General features: G+C 52.6%; 17 protein-coding genes. 6 read left to right on the top strand and 11 right to left on the bottom strand.

What is annotated here, in order from left to right:
* Positions 1–86 precede the first annotated feature (86 nt).
* From C8E01_RS00085 to C8E01_RS21810, 3 genes are all read right to left on the bottom strand, one after another.
* Positions 87–1,043, bottom strand: coding sequence for a toprim domain-containing protein (locus C8E01_RS00085; RefSeq protein WP_165820519.1), 957 nt, complete (start codon positions 1,041–1,043; stop codon positions 87–89).
* A gap of 86 nt (positions 1,044–1,129) precedes the next feature.
* Positions 1,130–1,462 (bottom strand): helix-turn-helix domain-containing protein, encoded by a 333-nt coding sequence (locus tag C8E01_RS00080; protein ID WP_116541351.1) that lies wholly within the window; start codon positions 1,460–1,462, stop codon positions 1,130–1,132.
* 92 nt (positions 1,463–1,554) lie between these two features.
* Entirely contained in the window at positions 1,555–2,508 is a 954-nt protein-coding gene (locus tag C8E01_RS21810) for a hypothetical protein (protein WP_116541350.1), read from the bottom strand.
* Positions 2,509–3,141: 633 nt separating this feature from the next.
* On the opposite strand from C8E01_RS21810, the gene C8E01_RS00070 reads away from it, so the two are divergent.
* Positions 3,142–4,749, top strand: a complete 1,608-nt coding sequence (locus tag C8E01_RS00070) for a PDDEXK nuclease domain-containing protein (protein ID WP_116541349.1) — start codon at positions 3,142–3,144, stop codon at positions 4,747–4,749.
* Positions 4,750–4,771: 22 nt separating this feature from the next.
* Here C8E01_RS00070 and C8E01_RS00065 read toward each other — a convergent pair whose 3' ends face one another.
* The 3 genes from C8E01_RS00065 to C8E01_RS00055 are packed head-to-tail and all read right to left on the bottom strand — an operon-like array spanning position 4,772 to position 7,520.
* Entirely contained in the window at positions 4,772–5,257 is a 486-nt protein-coding gene (locus tag C8E01_RS00065) for a Mov34/MPN/PAD-1 family protein (RefSeq protein WP_116541348.1), read from the bottom strand.
* The gene (locus C8E01_RS21805; RefSeq protein WP_116541347.1) at positions 5,254–7,065 is read right to left on the bottom strand and encodes a ThiF family adenylyltransferase; all 1,812 of its coding nucleotides are present in this window, start codon (positions 7,063–7,065) and stop codon (positions 5,254–5,256) included. Before C8E01_RS21805 ends, C8E01_RS00065 begins: the two co-directional genes overlap by 4 nt.
* A gap of 11 nt (positions 7,066–7,076) precedes the next feature.
* Complete coding sequence (locus tag C8E01_RS00055) at positions 7,077–7,520, bottom strand: YegP family protein (protein ID WP_116541346.1); 444 nt, start codon at positions 7,518–7,520, stop codon at positions 7,077–7,079.
* Between the two features lie 185 nt (positions 7,521–7,705).
* Between C8E01_RS00055 and C8E01_RS00050 the strand changes: the two genes are divergently transcribed.
* Complete coding sequence (locus C8E01_RS00050; RefSeq protein WP_116541345.1) at positions 7,706–8,713, top strand: helix-turn-helix transcriptional regulator; 1,008 nt, start codon at positions 7,706–7,708, stop codon at positions 8,711–8,713.
* A 116-nt stretch (positions 8,714–8,829) separates the two neighbouring features.
* On the opposite strand, the gene C8E01_RS00045 is transcribed toward C8E01_RS00050, so the two are convergent.
* A complete protein-coding gene (locus C8E01_RS00045) occupies positions 8,830–9,300 on the bottom strand; it encodes a JAB domain-containing protein (protein WP_116541344.1) in 471 nt (156 codons plus the stop codon).
* A 639-nt stretch (positions 9,301–9,939) separates the two neighbouring features.
* Here C8E01_RS00045 and C8E01_RS00040 point away from each other — a divergent pair.
* Positions 9,940–10,419 carry a MauE/DoxX family redox-associated membrane protein gene (locus C8E01_RS00040; RefSeq protein WP_116541343.1) on the top strand — a complete coding sequence of 160 codons (480 nt, stop codon included), beginning with the start codon at positions 9,940–9,942 and terminating at the stop codon, positions 10,417–10,419.
* 143 nt (positions 10,420–10,562) lie between these two features.
* The gene (locus C8E01_RS00035) at positions 10,563–10,859 is read left to right on the top strand and encodes a hypothetical protein (protein ID WP_116541342.1); all 297 of its coding nucleotides are present in this window, start codon (positions 10,563–10,565) and stop codon (positions 10,857–10,859) included.
* Between the two features lie 66 nt (positions 10,860–10,925).
* Here the strand turns inward: C8E01_RS00035 and C8E01_RS00030 are convergent, their stop codons facing one another.
* The 4 genes from C8E01_RS00030 to C8E01_RS00015 form a co-directional block, all read right to left on the bottom strand.
* Positions 10,926–12,281 (bottom strand): RagB/SusD family nutrient uptake outer membrane protein, encoded by a 1,356-nt coding sequence (locus C8E01_RS00030; RefSeq protein ID WP_116541341.1) that lies wholly within the window; start codon positions 12,279–12,281, stop codon positions 10,926–10,928.
* Positions 12,282–12,299: 18 nt separating this feature from the next.
* Positions 12,300–15,491 (bottom strand): SusC/RagA family TonB-linked outer membrane protein, encoded by a 3,192-nt coding sequence (locus C8E01_RS00025; protein ID WP_116541340.1) that lies wholly within the window; start codon positions 15,489–15,491, stop codon positions 12,300–12,302.
* A 29-nt stretch (positions 15,492–15,520) separates the two neighbouring features.
* Entirely contained in the window at positions 15,521–16,831 is a 1,311-nt protein-coding gene (locus tag C8E01_RS00020; protein WP_116541339.1) for a redoxin domain-containing protein, read from the bottom strand.
* A gap of 491 nt (positions 16,832–17,322) precedes the next feature.
* Positions 17,323–17,691 carry a hypothetical protein gene (locus tag C8E01_RS00015; RefSeq protein ID WP_116541338.1) on the bottom strand — a complete coding sequence of 123 codons (369 nt, stop codon included), beginning with the start codon at positions 17,689–17,691 and terminating at the stop codon, positions 17,323–17,325.
* 626 nt (positions 17,692–18,317) lie between these two features.
* On the opposite strand from C8E01_RS00015, the gene C8E01_RS00010 reads away from it, so the two are divergent.
* On the top strand, positions 18,318–18,821 hold the full coding sequence (locus C8E01_RS00010) for a helix-turn-helix domain-containing protein (RefSeq protein ID WP_116541337.1): 504 nt from the start codon (positions 18,318–18,320) through the stop codon (positions 18,819–18,821).
* Positions 18,822–18,872: 51 nt separating this feature from the next.
* Complete coding sequence (locus tag C8E01_RS00005) at positions 18,873–19,517, top strand: hypothetical protein (RefSeq protein ID WP_133242692.1); 645 nt, start codon at positions 18,873–18,875, stop codon at positions 19,515–19,517.
* The last annotated feature ends 477 nt before the right edge of the window (positions 19,518–19,994 follow it).

The following is a 19,994-nucleotide window of genomic DNA, read 5'->3' as shown; positions in this document are numbered from 1 at the left end:
AAGAAGAATCCCCTGCTGCGACCACCGGGAGCAGCGGTGCCGGCAGGAGTTTTTGTATGACAAAAACACAAACTTGCTCCCCACTTTCAGAGGCTCCTTCCCCTGGCCCCCTTCCGGTGTCCGAAGCCTGGCCGAAGCTTCTTGGGCTTCCCCCGCCTGGCCACCAGCAGCTCGTTCACATCCTTGTAGTTCTGGTAAAGGGAGGAGCGGTCCCGGCAGTTCAGCCCCGACCTGAGGAGCCGCTCCGTCACCTTCCTGCCCGCCTGATCATGATCCAGGAAAAGCAGCACTTGCCGGTGCCGGCCAAGCACGTCCAGACTTCTATTAACCAGTGCAAGGGAGTTGAGGACCAGAAAGCTGGAGCTGGTTGTGAGGCGGGGGCGAAGCTCGAGGAGGGAGAGGAAATCCATGAAGCCCTCCACCAGGCAGACGGTGCCCGCGCCGTTGTCCACGAATGTGATGTCCTTGGGGGAGGAGGAGCCCTTGAACCAGGCGTTGCGCAGCTCGTAGCCGCCCGAGCGATTTTGAAAGCCGATGGCTTCATAGCGCCTGGAGCCGATAGAGAAGCTGACCTCTTGGCAAAAGGGGCCTGCCGTATGAAGGCTGATGCCCCGCTGTAGCAGGTAGTTTGCCAGCGGGCTGTTCTCCTCCAGCGGCTTTGCCGCCAGCACTTTGATACTATTGAAGGGCGCTGGCGAGAGAGGGGGAACTTCTCCCTCTGCTTGTTTCCCGGTTGATTGTATACCGTGGCTAGATGTTGCTGCTGAAGCAATAGTCTGCCCGGAGAGGAGCCGGATGACCTCCCGGATCGAGGCGGTGCGGTGGAGGCGCAGCGCCAGGTCGATGACCTTGCCGCCCTCCCCTGTGCCGTGGTCGTACCAGCGGTTCAGGCGCGTGTTGACCTTGAAGGAGGGCGAGCGCTCGGCCATCCGCACCGGGGAGATGTACCACCAGTCACAGCCCCTCCTGTAGGCAGGCTGGATGCCCTGGCTGGCCAGGTAATCCGTGATGGAGATTTCGCTGTTGATCTGCTGGATGTTCATCGGTTTTCCCTTCAGAGGCGAGAGTGGAAATGATCGGGGCGGGAAGCGCTTTTTCCCGTGGCAGGCATTCTTTTTCCTGGAAGGCGCTATTTTCTTTTTCTGCCGGCTGCAAGCTGGACCGCCTCCTCGCGGATCTCGGAGACAGTCTTCCTGCGGCCCTGTCGGACCCATTCCTCCAGCTCACTTCGGTGAAAATACAGGCGCTTGCCCCGCTTGCTGAAGGGCACCTCCCGGCAGCTGACCTTAGTGTAGAGCGTGGCCACGGAGAGGTGGAGGAGGGTGGCGGCCTCCTGGACGTTGAGGATGGCCGCTGCCTCCTGGTGGGGGCGTTGTTCGAGTAGCAGCCGCTCGATGCGGCCCATCTTCTCGTGCAGCAGGCTGACGGCGCGGGGGAGTTGGTCGAAGGTGAGGTTTTCCATGGCAGCGTTCTGTTTGGTTTGTGCTACAATGGTAATGACTATGTTTGCAAGGCTGCAAGTGGGTAGTCCTGCATCCTGCCTGTTTCCTACCGTTAGTTATAGTTTTTCTGTGTGCGGAGCACCGGGTAAACAGCATAAGTTCCGTCCGGTTGTTTCCGCACGTCTAGGATAGGGGACTGGCAGGGCTTGGCGTTGGAGGAGATGATGGCGGCTAGGTAGTTGGGCGGCAGGGTTCTTTGCTGTTTGCGGTAGACATAGGCAAAGTGGGCCGCTATCCACGACTCCAGTTCGCCTTTCAGGCAGCCCACGATCAGGTTGGCCTCATAGAGCTGCTTGAAGGCGTCGGCCAGCTGGTTGCCATTCCCGTGGAAGAGCAGGGGAGAGGCCGGGGAATGGTTTCCCTCGAGGAGGGCCAGCAGCTGCTGCTGATCCCCCGGGGTGAAGTAGCCCTTTAGGACTTCAAAGAGCCTCTCCCGCACCCCGTCCACAAACCGGGGATGGCCTGTGACAGGCCTGGCAGGAACGGTATTTTCCGTGGCTGCCTCCTGCGGGGTGGGAAGCAGCGCCTGCACGTGCCGGATGAGATGGGCCAGCAAAGATTCCCGCAGCTTGACCGACTCGCCCAGGTCATCCACCAGCTCCTCCCGGACCGCGATGCCGGCCTCGATGGGCTGCAGGTTGCGCAGGACAAACAGCTCCGGCAGGCTGAGCTGGTGGAGGTGGCCGGCCGGGTAGGCTCGCCCGTAGTCCGGGGCATGGTTGTGGAAGCTGACCCAGAAGGCCCTGAAGCGGTCTTCTATCCCGGTGATCTGCTCCAGGACGAGCTGCAGCTGCGGGTGGCGAAGGGGGAGCAGATCCAATGCCGCCATCTGGGCAAGGAGCCTGAGCTCGCTCTCGAAAACGGCCGCCTCGTCGTAGGGCGTCTCGTGCCTGATGTCGTAGGTGCTCACCTCTCGGAGGCCCAGAGGGCCTACAGCCTCTTTCCTATGGATAAGCCTAAGCTCAAAGGTCTGCAGGCGGGTCAGGAATTGCTTCAGGTGCTTCATGACGTGAGTTTTTTAGGTAATTTGGTACGGCATTATTCAGCCTCCTAAGAGGACTGCTGTTTCAACAATTAACTTATGGGAGACTCAGCTTAACCTCATTCTTACAAGTAAAGGCTCTCCCTGCAAGTATCGAATAATAAGAAATGGGCACCACGAATTTTGAAATTTAATATAAGCATTTAGAAATATATACACAAGGTATTGCCGCCTCTGGCTCCCTCCCTTTCTGGAGGCTAGCTTAGTCGACAGCGACCAGGCTAACGACCAAGCTGAAGAAGAACTTGCGAAGGGACTGGCACCAGAGCATATAAAGTTCCTACAGTATGCTTTGAAACCAGCTAAACGGAAAGACATTTTAGAGAGGACGTATTAGGCTTGGCAACTCATACGGACAACGTACGGCGCTATATCGACCCTTTGATAGCCGAGGGTTTGTTGGAACGAACTATTAAGAATCGACCCAGCGGTCCTTTACAGCAATATATTATAACAGAGAGGTGAAAGATGCTGAAGCATCAACAAAGGCAGTAGATTCCTTCTACTCCTAAAGAAACTGGAGCCGGGCCCTCTGTAGCTGCAAGAAATTTTGATAATATTTCTTGCAGCTATCTATGCATCGGTGTAATATTAAGCATGAAGGACATTGAACTTAGCGGTACTTACCGATCCTGGTTTGCTGAGCTGAAGAGTAAGATACAGACTGCGCAGCTTAAGGCGGCGGTAAGAGTTAACACGGAGCTTATTCTAGTATACTGGCAGCTTGGAGAGGCTATTGTGCAGAAGCAGCAGGAGGCCAGCTGGGGAGACACCCTGATTGAGCAGCTATCCAGCGATCTTAGCAGTGCGTTTCCAGAGATGAAAGGATTTTCCCGAACCAATCTCTTCTACATCAAGAAGTGGTACCTGTTCTACAGCCGTGAGCGAGGCTTAGTGTCCCAACTTGTCGGCCAATTTCGCGACATTCCTCATCTAGACGCTACACAGGAATTAGTCCCACAACTTGTGGGACTAATTCCTTGGGGGCATAATCGTGAAATCGTCACTAAGTGCTCTAGCGTCAAGGAAGCGCTCTTTTACGTCAGCGAGACAATCCGCCATGGCTGGTCACGCGCGATGTTGCTGCACCAGTTGGCGAGCAGGCTGTATCAGAGGCAGGGCCAGACCCTGAACAATTTCGCATTAACGCTTCCCAAGCCACAAGCCGATTTAGCCATCGAAACGCTCAAGAACCCCTATAACTTCGATTTCCTAACCCTGGGGCCGGAAGCACGTGAAAGGGATTTGGAGAATGCGCTGGCCAACCAGATAACCAAGTTTCTGCTGGAGCTAGGGCAAGGGTTTGCCTACATGGGCAGGCAATACCGCTTAAACATCGATGGAGATGATTTCTATCTGGACATACTGCTCTACCACACTAAGCTGCGCTGCCACGTTGTAGTGGAACTGAAGGTGACGGAGTTCCAGCCGGAGTTTGCAGGAAAGCTGAACTTCTACCTCAATGCGGTAGATGCGCAACTGCGGCAGCCGGCCGACAACCCAAGCATCGGCATCTTGCTTTGCAAAACCCCCAACAAGGTGGTGGTAGAATACTCTCTTAAGAATATGTCTGCCCCCCTAGGAGTGGCCGAATACCAGGTGCTGCAAGCAGTTCCGGAGGGCCTGAAGGGAGAGCTGCCAACCATAGAGGCCCTAGAGCAGGAGCTGGAGAAGGAGATACAAACTCCTGAAAGGCCATTGGATCAAAAGCTCAAGAAGCTAAAGGATTTGCTCAAATCAGTAGATAGAGAGGAGGTAAAGAAAGGCAAGGACAGGGAGTCTGTCGTTTCGCTGTTTGAAAAGGTGCTGCCGGAATTAGCTACCAGAATAACTAAAGGACTGAAAGAAGTAACGCCTCTGTTCAGTGACTTTTGGTTGATGAAGTCTATAAATCATACCTCCAAAGTCAACTATACCAAAGAGGAGCTGGAAGAGATCCTACAGCGTGAAAACGTTCATCAAATCGGGTTAGCAATACGCCTAGAGGGCTTCAAAAAGGCTGGTACAAAAGTATTCGGATTATCAAAAGACTTGGTATTCACACTAGAGGCTTATAAGTATGAGGTAGGGGCCGACAGGCATCATGCATGGCTGGAAAAGCTATATCATCAGGATTGGACGGACGAAGATCTTCAGAATCTGTCAGACAGATGGTGCGAGGAAGTGGTAGAACACATTACGCAGCGGCTTGAAAGCATACAGTAACGACAGCATTACCCTGCAAATTCTAGAATGCCGACAGAACAGTATGAGCTTTTTTTGCACGATGAAGATATACTTCTCCATGTAAACCTTCTAAAGGAGAACCACCAATAATCAGAAGCAAAGGCGTACAAGCACCATGTAGGCGTCCTAAAGCAAAATCCTGCATTTGCTTTAAATCGACAGCACTCGCCTGAGGAGAGGATGCAGGGTGACTGTGCCACTCGCCTACATAGTGCAATAGAGGGTCTTTCTTTTTGGCGGCTGCCAAGGCTTTGAATATACCCTCGGTTCCTCTCAAAAAAGAGGTGCGACCGTGCTTTGAGTCGACTGGAGCAGCGGTCGCGATGGAAATTGTTGCCATGCGAAGGTTACCATCGTAACGACCTATCAGGATACCACCCGTTTCTAAGGGATGATATCGGGAAATATCATCCTTGATAACAGCGAGTGCCTCATCTAGGAAGTGGGCACAGTATTTCCCGTCGGAGGAGCAGAATAAAGGGTTCATGCCAAAGATCCCCTGATCACTCTTTCAAGCTTTGGAACTTGCCATGAGTGACAATGTCCGACAGGCAATGAGACTTGTCTTTCATACACCTGCTCGATAAGTTCCACAGCTATACCAGCAAGTCCAGTAATTCTATTAAGGCGGGCAGGAGTCAATGGATGCCAGCACCCTACACCACGGGGCATATCTTCTTTTAAAGCAGCCAAGTGCTCTTCAACCCTGAAAGGTTCAAACCACTCATGAAAAGCATCGGCGTCGAAACTGGAAGCAGAATCCGAATAGAAAAACAAGCGCTGCGCATGAAGACCCAGCGAGAGGCTGATAATCGGCACCTGGCCCGCAATGCCAAGAAACGGCAGCTCCCGCAACACCGTGTCTGAGGCTGTAGCATCAATGACAAGTGTGGCAGCATTCACTGCTTCTTCCAAGGCCTTATCTTTTGAAGTAGCTGAAACCGCAAGCCCCACCACGCTGGCCGAGGGGTTAGCATGGTTCAAACCGTAGGCGACGGAAATAGCCTTGTTCCTGTTTAGCTGTGGCAGGTTCAACGGGTGCCGGACCAGATTGCCAGCCTCCAGTAAGTCTGGATCCACTATGGTCATGTCAGTAACCCCCATACGGACCAACTGCTCAGCCAAATGAGCGCCCAGAGCCCCTGCCCCTATCAAAAGCACATTCGCCTTACGTAAAGGGAGTGAAATCCTACCTCTGCTTTGCAAATCATTTGGATGCCAGTTTTCTGCTCTGCTCACCCATCGGACAGGCGAGGAGCTTCGAAGCGTATTTTCTACCAAAGAAATGCGAGCCTTGGCAGAAGCATTGGTTTTTGGCGACAAAACAAGGGCTTGCCAGTGATACCTGTAGGGTTCTTCTTTTACTTTGCTTGGAATCGGCATGCCTACAAAAAGAAGAAGCTCGTTGTGGGTCCTGAGCTTAGCCAAGGAAGGTCTAAGTAAATCGATAAGCGATTTTCCTTGACTGGCCACAGCGTCAGTAAGTTCCTTCATGGTCGCAGGCACTTGCCAGCGGTTAATTACTGGGACCTCATCCAGGCGAACCCACAAAGCATCTTGATGGCTAGGCAATTGATCAATAGCTGTTCCCCAAGAAGGTTCATATACTGTTTTGTCACCTCTATGGTCCTTGAACTCCTGCACTATGGCAACATGGTTCAAATAGGATACAGCCGCAGTGCCAGCGTAAAAAGGACTCTGCTTCCAGTGAGAAAAAGAAACCTCATCTTCATAATAAGCCAATGTAAATACCTTGTTCTTAGACTCAGTTGCTGTATACCTAAAGCCTGTGTCAAAGTCAGGTAGCTCAAAGTGATCCCCCGCGACTGCTAAGGTGTCTGTAGCAGCGCATTGCAGCCATTCCAGCGCCCTCGCCGCATGCCAAACCACACGGTGCACGGTTGAGGTGGGCTCAGTCTCCATCGCATTACGTGAAGCGGCAAACCCATGGGTTTCGCTTAGGCTACAGATATGTCCGTTGCGTACCGGCCACAGAGGGTGTACTCCTCCATTGTACTGCTGATGCTCAAAAGTCGCGGTTACTCCTTCCTGCCCGTTGGAAGGATGCACTTGTACTTTTCCCCAGGGGTCAACGCTGAAGTCAACGATGATTCCCCACTCTGTGAAACGGTAAACGTCCTTCGTCGGCTTTGTACCGAGCATCTCTAAGCGGATACGCAGTATCCAAGCATTGCTTGAGGGGATTGGCTCCCAGTCTCCCAGGAGCTCAATACCTCTCATTCCTGACATCAAGACACTGCTTTGGCCCAAAGCCAATTGGTCAAGCTCATTCATAAGGCAGAAGATTATGCGAATCGCCCTCCACCGGTAGACCCGCCTTGGCTTGGAGGAATATAACCGCCTCCACTGTTGCCGCTGCTGTTCTGTTTACCGATCTCGCGAAGCAAGGCCTTAACGTTTTGAATAGCCCGCGTTACATTGTACTCACTGGCATAGCCTTCCGAGCCGTCGGCCAGAACTTTGTTGTTCTTAGCCTGGAAGCGCCAGCGCCACTCACCTGCTTTGTCTTCGAAATACTCCCATTCCGGCCCGTGACCGGACTCTTCATCTCGGGACACTTTTCGCTCTGGGGCATTTGGCCCCAATGTTGTGAACAGGGCCGCTCCTTTCTCGCAGTCCTTACGGTCGTTGTAACCTTCTCCTGAGTCAGCCACAATTGCGCCGTTGTCATCCTTTAGGCGCCAGCGCCATTCAAGACTTTTGTCTTGATAAAAATTGAATCCTTTCATGTGTTGAGTTAAATGTTATAAAATATGGAATGTTAAAAGCTGATGATAGACTCTTTTTATCATTAATTTTCAGACGCCTATTTAATTTACTTTATTCTCTTTTGTTCTATACAAAGCTATAGCTCTTGAACGCAACCTATTTGCGTTCAAGTAAAAAAATGTAAATTGTTGAAAAATAATTTGGTATGCCGCAGAATAAGCAAGCATATGTGCGAATGAGGGTAATTGATGATTGCTTGAGAAGCAAGATCAGGAAGTATTGGTCAAAGACTGACTTAATTGAAAAAATTAGTAACACAAAAGACATTAAGATAAGCGAAAGAACCCTCGATTATGATATCTACTTGATGCGTAACTGTTCTCAGCTCAACTACAATGCTCCAATAGGGTACTCGAAGAAAGAAAACGGCTACTTTTACTCAGATTCTAACTTCTCCATAGCCAATCTGCCCTTAAACGAAATTGAGTTTAACGCACTTGCAACGGCTGCTGCAACACTAAACCAGTTTAAGCACATATCTGTCTTTCGGGAATTTGCCTCAACAGTAGATAAGGTAATCAACCTTGTACAGCACATAGAATATCAAAGGTCGGAAACCGGTTTGAAGTTCATGGACTTTGAGGAAGCTCCGTATTCTGTAGGCAATGAGCATTTAGACATACTTATTGATGCAACCAGGCATAAATACCCAGTTAGACTGATATATAAGAAATTTGATGCTGCCAGACCCAAACCACGTACAGTTAGTCCATATTTGCTCAAGGAGTACCGCAACAGGTGGTATTTAGTAGGATTACAACATGAGACAGGCAGCCTGAGAAAATTTGCATTAGACAGAATCTGTAGTCTTGAGCCTACTCGGGATACTGTGTTTATGGATAACTATGGGTTCAACCCTCAACTTCATTTTAAAAATGCCATTGGTATTTCTTTGGAAGAAGAAACAGTAGAGGACGTAACTCTATCTTTTACTCCACATGACGGGAATTACATAAAGACACAGTATCTTCATAGCTCTCAGGAAATTCTAATTGATGACAAAACAGAGCTAAGAGTAAGGCTAAAGGTGGTGATTAACTATGAGCTTATTTCTACTATTCTAAGTTTTGGAATGGCTGTTAAGGTTATTGAACCTGCAGTTTTGAAGCAAAAAGTAATCGATAACTTAAAGAGTTGTCTTCAACTTTATTAGAGACTACTCATTTTAGGATTTAGTAGTATTAATTATAACCACCCTTAATCACATAATCTAGGTATCAACTAATGCTTGTCTGAAGTGATGAATTTTCTTAATGTGATAAATGGACCCTACAAGAGCCCTTCATCTGCCATGGAATAATAGGTCTCGCTGGTGAGGATAATGTGATCCAGTACAACAATGTCGAGCAGTTCTCCGCCTTGCTTCATTTTCTTTGTCAATTGTAAGTCTGCCGCACTCGGCTTGGTGTTGCCGGAGGGGTGGTTGTGGCAGAGGATGATGGAGCTGGCGCAAGCTTTAAGCGCTGCAGCGAAGATAAGCTTCGGGTCAGCCACCGTGCCTGCCACGCCTCCGGTTGAAAGCTCGTAAATGCCCAGCACCCTGTTGGCCCTGTTGAGAAGCATTACCTTGAACTGCTCCACAAACTCTATCTTTCCTGTATCCCAGCTTTGGCGGAGCACCGCTGCGCTGTCAGTGGAACTGGTTACCTGTGGACGCTCGGATGGTTTTACTTTGGAGCGGTAAGTCAGCTTGATTTCTGCTACTCTGTTTAATCCGGATTTTTTAGTCAGCTTTTCCATAATCTTGTTCTTTTAAGTATGAGGAATTGATTATGGTGCCCTCACTGCCTCCGGGATCGGACTGAGGGCATAGGTGGAGCCTGTAAAAATGCGGAGGGCTCCTTTCAGGGATACCCATTTTTTCAGGACTACCTTGTCCCGTGTCCGGGCCGCAAGGCTACCTTTGCGCCGAAATGAATGACAGTGGACTTTTGCTTTGAAGTGTCCTAAGTAGTGTTCTTACAGGATTGTCTTTTATTTGGACTTCCTACTAAGGCAATTGCTTCTATTTGCAGGTTCTGAAAACTCATGTCTTGTTTTAAAGACAAATTAGATGAATTTGTCGGGTATTTAAGTCGCTCAACAACTCCTGACTGTAGTTTACCAAGTTCTTCGTCAGGCTCCATAGCAAGATAAATACTGATCAGCCCTCTTCTAACTCCAATCAAGATGGTTATAGGCAGGTGCTGGCACTCAGAAAGAGCTGCTATGCTAAACCGTCATCCACCTCCTCTCTTATCTAGCCATACCATATAGGCCACCCAACTACGAGAGTAAGCGCATCAGGTTTCAAGAAAATAGCCCATTCTTCTGTTCTGGAACAGAATTTTCCAAAAAGTCTTCCTCTACCTTTATACTACACCAAAAGGGAAAAGGGACATGAATAAAAAGCTGGTCATAGAGGGCATCACAGCACTGCTGATCCTGCTGTTTCTTTACACGGCGCTGAGCAAACTGCTGGATTTGCAGGCTTTCCGGGGGCAGCTGGTGCTGCAGCCTTTCCCTGCCGGATGGGAAAGTGTGCTGCTGTGGGCGCTGCCCCTGACGGAGCTACTGGCCTGCACCCTGCTTTTCTTTCCGCGGACGCGGCTGCAGGGTCTCTACCTGGCGTCGCTCCTGATGTCGGTTTTCACCTTGTATGTTGCCCTGGTCCTTACGCGCGCTTTCGGCTATATCCCCTGCAGTTGCGGGGGTGTTTTGGAGCGGATGAACTGGGAGACGCACTTGGTCTTCAACGTGGTTTTTCTGGCTTTAGCGATAACAGCGACAATATTACATAAACGATCAGACCAGCAGGCGTTGCATGTGCAGACTACGGCTGGGCTGTTTAATGGAAAGGAGGGAAGCGGCAGGGAGTAGGCATGGAAACAGCGCAGCAGGAGAGCCCCGCTGCAAGGGAAGCGACAGAATAAATTCTCCGACTGGTCATGGGCTCGGGAGCCAGTCGGAGCAGGTGATGGCCTGGGCCTGCCAATCTCAGGCAACATTAAATTTTAAATACCATGAAAAAGATCAATTTAAGTATGCTCGCCATTTTGCTGGGGACAGCACTGGCGGTTGCCGGAGTCGAGGGGAACTCGCAGCCGGAAGCGCAACAGGAGCAGTGGTTCCTGCTGCAGATGGGAGGCGATCCCTCCGATCCGAATGACTACACCATCACCGGTGGATCACCGTCCAACTGCGTGGTGGGCGACCACCGCTGCGCTATTCTAGCGGAGGAGGATGCCACGAAACCAGGTAAACCGACGCAGGATGGTGTGGATGATCCTGCGAGGGAAGTGTTCCGCAGCCAACAATAGGTAAGGAGGCGCTTTTCTGATTAAAAAAGCCTGATGCGTATACACATCAGGCTTTTTGGTGTCTGCTCAGTTCTGCTGTAAGCCACTAATATCAACCACTTTCTGCGGTAGCGGGAAAACGTAGCGGGGATCCCCCGGGGGAAGCGTGCGTGTACCCTCCGGCAGCTCCCGGGACAGGGAAACGGCGTAGCGGCTGTCCTGGTTGAGGCGGCGCAGGTCAGACCAGCGTAGGCTACGGAAGGCCAGTTCTTTTCTGCGTTCCTCCAGGATGATGTCCAATGCCTGGGTGGCATCAGCAGCCTCCCGGGCATTGAAGGCCCCGGTCTTCCATCGTTTTTCCAACAGGGCATTGAGCGTGGCCATGGCCGGTCCCGCCTGACCCTGCCGGGCAAGGCATTCGGCGCGGATGAGGTACAGCTCGTCGGTGGCGAGCCCGGTGAAGAGGAGAATGGAGCCGGAGTAACTTCCCCGGAAGCCAATATTGCCGGGATCGTACACGCGGTAGAAGACCTCCCGGCGCAGATCATCCTCCCCATAGAGCGCGTACAGGTCGGGGTTCACTTTTCCCGCCGGGTAGTAAGTGCCGGAGAGCATGAACATGGTGGTATGGAAAATTACCTCCTCGTTCATGCCCGGGATCGGGTTCGCTGCACTCAGATCCAGCAGGTTATAGTCCAGGAGCCGGTCATGGAAGCTGATGGCCCTGTCCGCATACGAGAGGGCCTCAGCATAGCGCTCCATCTGCAACAGGATGCGGGCGAGCAGCGCGAAGGCGGCCGGCTTGGAAGGCCGGGTCTTGTAGGCTGGCACTTCCGGCAGCAGCTCTGCGGCCGTTTTCAGGTCTGCCAGCACCTGGTCGTAACTTTCCTGCACAGATGCCCTGCCAGCTCGCTCGTTGATGTCAGGGCTCAGTTTGAGCACAATGCCAGGGTCCTGGGCTGCCGTAGCTTCACTGTATGGCACCGCATAGACCTGCAGCAGGTTGTAGAAGGCGTTTGCCCGGTAGAAAAGCGCGCTCCCCCTGATCATGTCCCACTCGCTTTGCTGGTGAGGGGCAGGCTCCAGTTTCTCTGTGCCCCCCAGCACCAGGTTGGCATACAGCACCGCATTGTAAGAAAGAGACCAGTCGTTGCGGTCACTGTCATTGTAGACATCCCGCTCCCAGGCATAGACGTTCCTGACCGTCAGACTGGAGAGGGCGTTCCAGTCTGCAGGCCTGATGTAGAGGTTGTCAGCGGCAACTTCGCCGGTGAAAGGGGTTTCCTGGTTCAGCACGTAGGTGTTGTCGAGTAGGCGCAGGAGGTTTTCGAGCCTGTCAGTCGGGATCGCCAGCGACTTGTCGGGCTTTACGTCCAGGAAATGCTCGCAGGATGAAAGGAAAACCGCCAGGAGCAGGGTGAAAATGCATTTTATCTTTTTCATGGTATAGGTCTTTTAGAGTTAGAATCCAATCCGGAATCCCATGGCCAGGGTTGGGGGTAGTGTCATGTAACTGGCATGGTCAGGGTCAAGGCCGTGCTTGTTGGCACGCCACAGGATGCCCAGGTCCCGCGCTACGGCGTAGAGCTGAACGTGCTGCACCATACGCCTGGAACTGGACGGCTGCAGGACGTCCACCGTCAGGTTGATGTCCTGTAGGCGTATATGGTCCCCTTTCACCACCAGGGCGGCGGAGTTGGTGTAAAAGGTGTCGCGGTTCACGTTGCCCGGGTAGACCATGGACGGAACAGAGGTGTGCCGCTCGTCTCCAGGCTGCTGCCAGCGGCGGGCAAAGTCCGGGTGGCTGACCCAGCCCAGGAACAGGTTGTTGTAGTGGATGGAGGGGCGCCTGAAGTAATACCCGAAGCGGTAGCTGATATTTCCGGACAGCGTGATGCCCTTGTAGCGGAAGGTGTTCAGAAAGGATCCGAAAACAGGAGGGAGAGCCGGGCCATGGTAGACCAGTTCCTCCAACTGCGTACGCCGGGTGATGGCCGTGTAGTCTTTGCTGAGCTCCCCCTCGACAAGACCCTGCGGATCCCCCGTCTGCGGGTCTAGCCCCTGCCAGGCGTAGCTGTAAATGCTATGCGGGGGGCGCCCCTCAACCGGCGTGACGGACAGGCCGGAATTGATGAAGGTGCTGCCGCTGGCTGTGGTGCTTTCATACCGGGTGACCTCGCTCCTGTTGTAGTTGAAGAGCAGCGTGCTGCTCCAGTTCAGGCCCCTGTCCAGCAGCTTTCCGGTCAGTGAGAGGTCCACGCCACTGCCTTTCATGGAGGCGACGTTTCGACGGACCCTGCCGCTTATCACACCGGCCGTCGGGTCCACGAGGGCGTCACCGATCAGGTCTGTGCCCTTTTTGACATAATAGTCCAGTGTACCGTGCAGGCGTTCATTTTTCAGGCGAAAATCCAAGCCCAAGTTCCAAGTGGCTGCTTTTTCCCAGCGCAGGTCCGGGTTAGGGTAGGTGCGCACCACAGCGTAAGGGCTGCCGTTCAGGTTGCCCGAGACGGAGCTGATGGTGGCCAGAGCGGTGAGGTTGTTGTCCAGGTTGCCGTTATAACCAAACGAAGTCCTGGCTTTCAGGTATTCCAGCCAGGGAAGGGAAAAAAATTCCTCCCGGTGGGCGTTCCAGGCCAAACCGGCCGACCAGAGGGGAACGCCGCGCTGGTTGCTGTTCACCCCGAAGAGGTTGGAGGCGTCCTTGCGGGCGCTCGCGGTCGCGACATAACGGCCGTCGAAGGTATAAGTGGCGTTGGCGTAGTAAGAGGTAAAACGCAGGTTCCGCTCCGAGAAGCCGGTGTTGTTTTGAATGCGCCCCCTGGCGGCCGGGTTGAAGGAGAGGGGAAACTGTGTCATGTAGTCAACGGGTACGGAGGTGCCCACGCGTTCATCGTAGCCATAGGCCCGGAACTGCTGGCCGGTGCTGCGCTGTGCCTGCCCTTCGGCACCGGCCATGGCCGACAATTCATGCTGACCGCCTGACAGGTCGTACCGGAGCTGGCCCCGGCCGTTGTGGGACTTGAACTGGCTGTGCCAGGTGTCGATGATGCTGCCCGGGGGAACTGGGAAGCTCAGCGTTCCGTCCGGGTTCACCTGGGTGAACCGGTTGATCAGGTTACGCGCCCCGTAAGACTCAGTAGTCTGCAGGTTGGTGTTCAGGTCCTGGTTGTGGGCATACTGGTACTTCCCTATAAAAGTCAGGCCTTTGAACAAATCGATGTCCACCCCCGCCGTGACGATGGCCTGCTGCTGTTCGATTGTGTGGTCGTTCCCGTCAGCATCCCGCAGCGGTACATACTCCCAGTTGAGCAGACCGTTGGATGGGGCAGAGGCGGCATAGCCCTGCCGGTAGTCTCGGGGCAGGACCGCCGGGTTACCCTCCTCGTCCGCCAGGCGGGCGTAGGGGTAGAGTCTTTTGGACTGGTCCAGGCTGATGTCACTGAAGCCGGGACGCCCGAACCGCCTGATTCCCTGCGTTAGGTTGATGCCCGTGTGCAGTGTCAACCGCTTGGTGGGGGTGTAGCTATTGTCGGCGCGCAGGCTCACGCGGTGGTTGGGATTACCCAGCTGGCCGGTGGCGGCATCATAACCACCTGCCAGGTAATAGGACATGCGCTCGCCTCCGCCGCTCAGGTTAAGGGCGTACTGCTGGTTTACCCCGGTATCGTAGAGATAACGCCGGAAATCGTCCCGCACGTCATGGGCGGCCAGGCCCTGCAGGGCCTCTTCCAACTGCGCGTCTGTGAGCTGCCCCTTTCGGTGAAGGATCAGGTACTCCACGGCGGGCGAAAGCAGCGTGCGGGCGGGACTGTTCTCCTGGCTGTTGTAAAAGCCTTTTCCGAAGAGAAAGCGCTCCACCCCAATGAAGTCAGCGGGGTTCATCATGGGCACCTGGCTGAAGTCCGGCTTCTGCAATATGCTGACGTTAGCGTTGAAGTTCACACGCATGGGCTGTTGCAGTCGTCCTTTTTTCGTGGTAATCACGATCACGCCGTTGCCGGCGCGGGCGCCCCAGATCGAAGCTGCCGCTGCGTCCTTGAGCACCGTAATGCTCTCCACGTCGTTGGGGTTGATGGCGTCCAGATTGCCCTCGTAGGGGAAGTTGTCCAGGATAATGAGCGGCTCGGCATTGCCGTAGATCGTGCTGATGCCCCGGATGTTGACCTTCGGGTTGTTGCGGACACGCTCGTCAAAATTAAGCCCGGAGGTGACGCCCTTAAGCCGGTCCAGGATACTTGGACTGACGGAGCGGTCGAGCAGTTCCCGGTCCACCTGCGTAAAGGAGCCCGTCACCCGCTCGGGAGCCAGTCGCTCGTAGCCGGTGGAGACAAGCACCTCCCCGAGGGACTGTGTGTTTTCACGCAGGGTGATGGTTATTTCATCGCGTAAAGGTTGTTTTAGCGGTACCTGCTGTGTGATGTAGCCTAGAAACGAGATCTCCAGGGTGTCGGCAGCCTGGGGTGGGGCTAGATTAAAGCGCCCCTCGGGGTCAGTGGCGGTGGCGGCGTTGGCGCCCAGCAGGCGCACCGTGGCGCCGGGTAGTGGGTGGTTGCCGGGAGAGGCGACCACACGGCCCTGCAGCCGCTCCTGCCCCAGAGCGGGGAGTGTGCTGCAGAAGAGCAGGAAGGCGATGAGTAGTTTTGGTTGCATACGGGATTGTTTTTTAGGTTTGGAAATACTTATTGGATGATGAGCACCTGGAGCGGGCGCTTTTTCTTCTGCAGTTGGAGGCCATAAGCGGCCAGTCTGGCGTTCAGCCGGCTGATGTCCTGCAGGTCCCCTTCCGACAGCTGGAGATCGAGGGGATAGGTGATGCCTGTTTTGTCGAGCACCAGAAGGTCCGGGATATGCTTGTTGAGAAAAACCACCAGCCTGTTGACCGGCTCATTGCGCATGTACTTGTCCGGATCGCTGACGTCGGTGAAGTTGTGGCCGGGCTCACCCCCCGCAGACCGCGGCACCGCCGCGCGGTACAGCAGGGTCAGTTCCCAACAGTCGATGCGCTTTTTGCGGACGCTGGCCTGCAGGCCGAAGAGCCGCTCCAGATCCTGCCTCATGAAGGTGTAGAGCTTGTCAGACAGGGCGGCGGGCAGCAGCATTTCATAGCAATAGTTTTTGTGCTGGCGCTCCTCTACCAGGTTGTGCACCTGGTGGGCGCGGGCCTTTTCGCTGGCCAGGAAAATCTGCTTCTCCGGGAAATAGGAGGGCAGACCGCAGGAAGCCCGGAGGAGTTGCGCCACGGAGGCGTTAACGATCTGCAGGCGCAGGGTAGAGTCCGTCTTCACCTTGCCAGACCCGCCACCCAGCCCCGGCACATAGGGAGTGAGGATGGAGCGGTAGCTGGGGAAAGGGGAGCCGCCATTTCCTTCGTGGAAGAGCGGTTTCGTGTGATCATGATCCATGATGTCTTTCTTGTGGTCCTTGAAGTTGCCTTCCTGGCCCCGCAGGAGGCGGCGTATCGTTGCGGGCGTTGCGTCGTAAGGACCGGTCTGGGCAAGCAGCCTGCCCTTCGGGCTGATCCACACCAGGTGGGGAACGGCATTGTAGGGGAAGAGCTCCTCCAGCTGCCGGTTGTTGAGCACGATCGGCAGCTTCATGCGCCGCCCGATGGGGTTACTGGCTAGAAAGGCTTCCACCTCTTCCCGCTTCTGGGAGGTGATGGTGAGCACCTGCAGGCTGTCGCCAAAGGTTTGTTGCAGGGCCTCCAGCTTCGGGAGCGCCAGCAGGCTGGAGCCGCACGTGGTGGCCCAGAACTGCAGCAGCAGGACCCTGCCTCGGAAGTCGGAAAGGCTGGCCGTGGCGGACGGATAGTGAAGCAGGGTACTGAGGGCCACCTCGGGTACCTGCTCCCCTGTTTCCAGTTCAGCGGCAGGGTGCTCCTGTGCCTGCCCCCGGACGGTCTGGAATAGCAACAGTGCGATCAAAGTGAAAGCCAGGCAACACGAGCTATGAAGAGATATCCTATTTAAAAACTGTTTTATTAACGGCATGTATTAGTGTTTAAAGGTTTAATTGATGTGTAAGGTCACAGGTGGCCACTGGGCTTTTCTCAGCCTAGCGGCCTGAGAGAAGGTAGCTGACAGGGAGCTGGAAGAGGAGAGGCGGGGGCGACCGGCGTGAGCGAGGGACGGAGAGTTTCGCTCACGGGCGGCTGCAGGTACTCACCTTAAAACTATTCTTTAACTTATGGAGCAGCCGCCCCCTGCACAGCCGGACAGTGCCGGGCGCCCCGGCCTCTCCTAGTATATCATTGGGTCGCGACAGGAGCGGCAGGGTATAGCCTCTTCTGAAGCGGCGACTGAGTTAGCAAACCGTACCAAGTGGTATGCCTGCAGGCTGCCAGAAACTGATTGGAAGGCAGTACACAGGAAAATTATAGGCAAAGGAAGCCTGGGAAGCCAGTTTTCTGGTTTCATATATGTATAGATCAGGATGTGACAAATAGTTAGCCGCTAGTGCGGGTGGATCTGTAGGAAACTTTCTAATCAGGCGGGCAGACGAGCAACATCCAGTTGGCCGACACGTTGGTGTGCAGGGATTTCAGAGCCTCGGCCAGCGAGGCTTTTTCTGGACAGTCAGGTGTGGTGCTTAGCTGCGGCGTGGAGCAGGTTTTCTTGGGCATGTCATGCAGTTGATATAGAGCTGAAACAAGCGTTTTAAGATCTTCATAAAAGGTAATCAGTTCAGTGTTGTGAATACAGGAGGACTTGCTGTCTTTCAAGGCCAGGATAAACCATTTCCAGAGGCGGCGCTGCGCCTCGTGCTGCGGGTAGCGGGCGCAGAAGTCCAGCAGGGCCTGGTCGGGCTCGGAGAGTTTGAATTCAGGTAAGGTGTAGGGCATAGTTTCCATAGGTCATCGGTTAAAGTTTGGGGAATAAGGTTCCTGCCAGCTGCAAAACAGGAGCTGGTCATGCCGAGGAGGGAAAGGGAAATGGCTGGCCTGTAACACGTGCTAGCTGGTGTTAGCGAGGCAGCAACGGGAAGGTATCAACTCACTCAGGAGGTGAAATGAGGAGCACCCAGCCGGAGGAAGGACTCCGGAGTGCAGATACGCGCTGTATGGTGCTGTTGAATTTCTGATTCATTACTCTGGCTATAAAGTGCAGTTGAATAATGAATCTTAGAAGAGGGGAATCGCTAACAGAAAGAAACGATAGCAATGGAGCCCACTCCGTACATTGCGGAAACCTGTAGGAGGGTTGTGAACAACATACAAGAGCGGGCCCATCACCATCACAAAGATAGTAAATGGGCATCGACTCCTGCATCTTGCGTTCACAGAAAGTTTCCTACATTTTCCGCGCAAGATTCAGAATCCAGATGCTTGGATATCTAAATAATATGTCCTTTTAACGTATGTTAATAGGTATCAGTGTTTCATATTAGATTCAGTCACTAAGGTAGTAAAAGTTGAATAATAAATCAAATTATTTTACATTCAATGTATAAAATTTGCTTTTAGTCTATTGTCTTCCGATGGAAGACATAAAGATTTCACCCACAGCACAGTATATAATAGATGCGGTCAGAAGGTTAAGGCTCGAAGCTGGCATAACACAAAGGGAGCTTTCAAACATCATTAGCCCCAGCTCAGACCTTTCTATTGTTAGCAATATTGAGAGCGTTAAAAGAAGTAATAAGTATACCGATCATCAACTCAATCTAATCGCCAACTACTTCGGCTGTACGGTCTATGATTTCTATCCAGCGAATATTCTGGATGACACGCCCCAAGTGAAGACCAGAGTGACAATCCCCAAAGGGCTGGGGCCAACGGGTATCATCAATGCTTTGCTTGAGGAGGGTAAGTTCTTTAGTGTACCGCAGACAATCAGGGAGACTACCGATTACTGTAATGAATACTACAAAGAAAGCAGGCCTGTGACGGACTACACCGCTATTTTGGAAAGGGCAGTTGAAAAGGGAGGCTTGAAGAAGGTGGAGCTCGATAGTGGTAACGTGCAGTACCAGCAGGTATAGCTGTTTAAAGTTATGCTTTCAAAAACATCCTGAAATGCCGTAATTAGGGATGTGAAAAAAGAAAAGCCAACAGCAATCTTAACAATGCCTGTATCATCGATTGAGTTCGATAAAACCTACCGTGTAAGGAAGAAGCGGCTCACAATGGGCTACACCGCCCGAGAGCTTTCGTTTCTGTTAGGCTATCATCCCTTGTATGTAAGGAACCTGGAAGACCCGACCTCCACAAAGAAGTACAACGCTGCCGAGACCAACTACCTGCGGCAGATTTTTGATTGCCCGTTGTCTGACCTGATGCCGGGTAAAATCGAGGAGCCTTTTTACCAGATTCAGATAGAGCAAGGACATAATCCTAAGTCAAATAACAAGAGCTATACCATATCCATTCTGAAAGAAGAAGGGAAAGAGCATTTTTTAACCTTTGAGGAGGAGCCTGCCAGTTTTGAATTGCCGTTGAAAAGTGTGGCTACCCAGGAAGAAGTGCAGCAGTTTGTGGATGGGCTGTTTAGGAATGGTTATTTTGATAAGCCGCGAACAGGGCTGGAGGTATTCAAGCTGTGTCAGGAAAAACTTGGATTTCCTTTGAAGCCTGTATTTGTTGCTAACGCATTAAGGTTATATACCGGGAAACGGAAAGCTCCTAGGTTGGTAATGAGGAAGAACGTTAGTTCGAGGGAGGTGTTTATAAAAGAGTGAACAGGTAAGGTAGTCTCATCTTTCAATAAAATTAACGTAGACTTTGGAATTAGGTATTAATTCTGGCTAGTTTAAATCTGCTGTTGTGCTTCAGAAATGTATAAGCAGTGATTTCGGAGATAATATATAGGCCATTGCGTTCAAAAGGGTGCAGTGGCAGGGCTTAATACCAGCGAACAGCGGATGGGATGCGAAATACGCTTACACTTCTAGGAAGAAATCGTCATTGGCTCAAAATACTTCTACGACTTTGTAACTATCTGCGATAAAACGTAAAAATTTAAGTGAAAAGGTGAAACATCTAATACTATTTCTGCCCGCTCATTAATGTTGTTTGTTTGCGTAAGGATTTAATTCATAATTAGGGAGGGTGTAATGTCACCTGTGTCAAGGTTAATTGAGTATTACCTTTAACACAGAAAAACATGGAAGAAAACACCGGCTTGGATCTGGACAAGATCAAGCGCCAGTTCCTGG

This window comes from Pontibacter virosus, from assembly GCF_003096355.1.
Lineage (GTDB): Bacteria > Bacteroidota > Bacteroidia > Cytophagales > Hymenobacteraceae > Pontibacter > Pontibacter virosus.
Note: the sequence above shows the minus strand (reverse complement) of the source record. Positions and strands in the feature narration are given on the sequence as shown.

Bases quoted from the DNA above. Each gene is read 5' to 3' on its own strand.
- C8E01_RS00085 (WP_165820519.1), bottom strand. From the start codon at position 1,043: ATGAACATCCAGCAGATCAACAGCGAAATCTCCATCACGGATTACCTG.
- C8E01_RS00080 (WP_116541351.1), bottom strand. From the start codon at position 1,462: ATGGAAAACCTCACCTTCGACCAACTCCCCCGCGCCGTCAGCCTGCTG.
- C8E01_RS21810 (WP_116541350.1), bottom strand. From the start codon at position 2,508: ATGAAGCACCTGAAGCAATTCCTGACCCGCCTGCAGACCTTTGAGCTT.
- C8E01_RS00070 (WP_116541349.1), top strand. From the start codon at position 3,142: ATGAAGGACATTGAACTTAGCGGTACTTACCGATCCTGGTTTGCTGAG.
- C8E01_RS00065 (WP_116541348.1), bottom strand. From the start codon at position 5,257: ATGAACCCTTTATTCTGCTCCTCCGACGGGAAATACTGTGCCCACTTC.
- C8E01_RS21805 (WP_116541347.1), bottom strand. From the start codon at position 7,065: ATGAATGAGCTTGACCAATTGGCTTTGGGCCAAAGCAGTGTCTTGATG.
- C8E01_RS00055 (WP_116541346.1), bottom strand. From the start codon at position 7,520: ATGAAAGGATTCAATTTTTATCAAGACAAAAGTCTTGAATGGCGCTGG.
- C8E01_RS00050 (WP_116541345.1), top strand. From the start codon at position 7,706: ATGCCGCAGAATAAGCAAGCATATGTGCGAATGAGGGTAATTGATGAT.
- C8E01_RS00045 (WP_116541344.1), bottom strand. From the start codon at position 9,300: ATGGAAAAGCTGACTAAAAAATCCGGATTAAACAGAGTAGCAGAAATC.
- C8E01_RS00040 (WP_116541343.1), top strand. From the start codon at position 9,940: ATGAATAAAAAGCTGGTCATAGAGGGCATCACAGCACTGCTGATCCTG.
- C8E01_RS00035 (WP_116541342.1), top strand. From the start codon at position 10,563: ATGAAAAAGATCAATTTAAGTATGCTCGCCATTTTGCTGGGGACAGCA.
- C8E01_RS00030 (WP_116541341.1), bottom strand. From the start codon at position 12,281: ATGAAAAAGATAAAATGCATTTTCACCCTGCTCCTGGCGGTTTTCCTT.
- C8E01_RS00025 (WP_116541340.1), bottom strand. From the start codon at position 15,491: ATGCAACCAAAACTACTCATCGCCTTCCTGCTCTTCTGCAGCACACTC.
- C8E01_RS00020 (WP_116541339.1), bottom strand. From the start codon at position 16,831: ATGCCGTTAATAAAACAGTTTTTAAATAGGATATCTCTTCATAGCTCG.
- C8E01_RS00015 (WP_116541338.1), bottom strand. From the start codon at position 17,691: ATGGAAACTATGCCCTACACCTTACCTGAATTCAAACTCTCCGAGCCC.
- C8E01_RS00010 (WP_116541337.1), top strand. From the start codon at position 18,318: ATGGAAGACATAAAGATTTCACCCACAGCACAGTATATAATAGATGCG.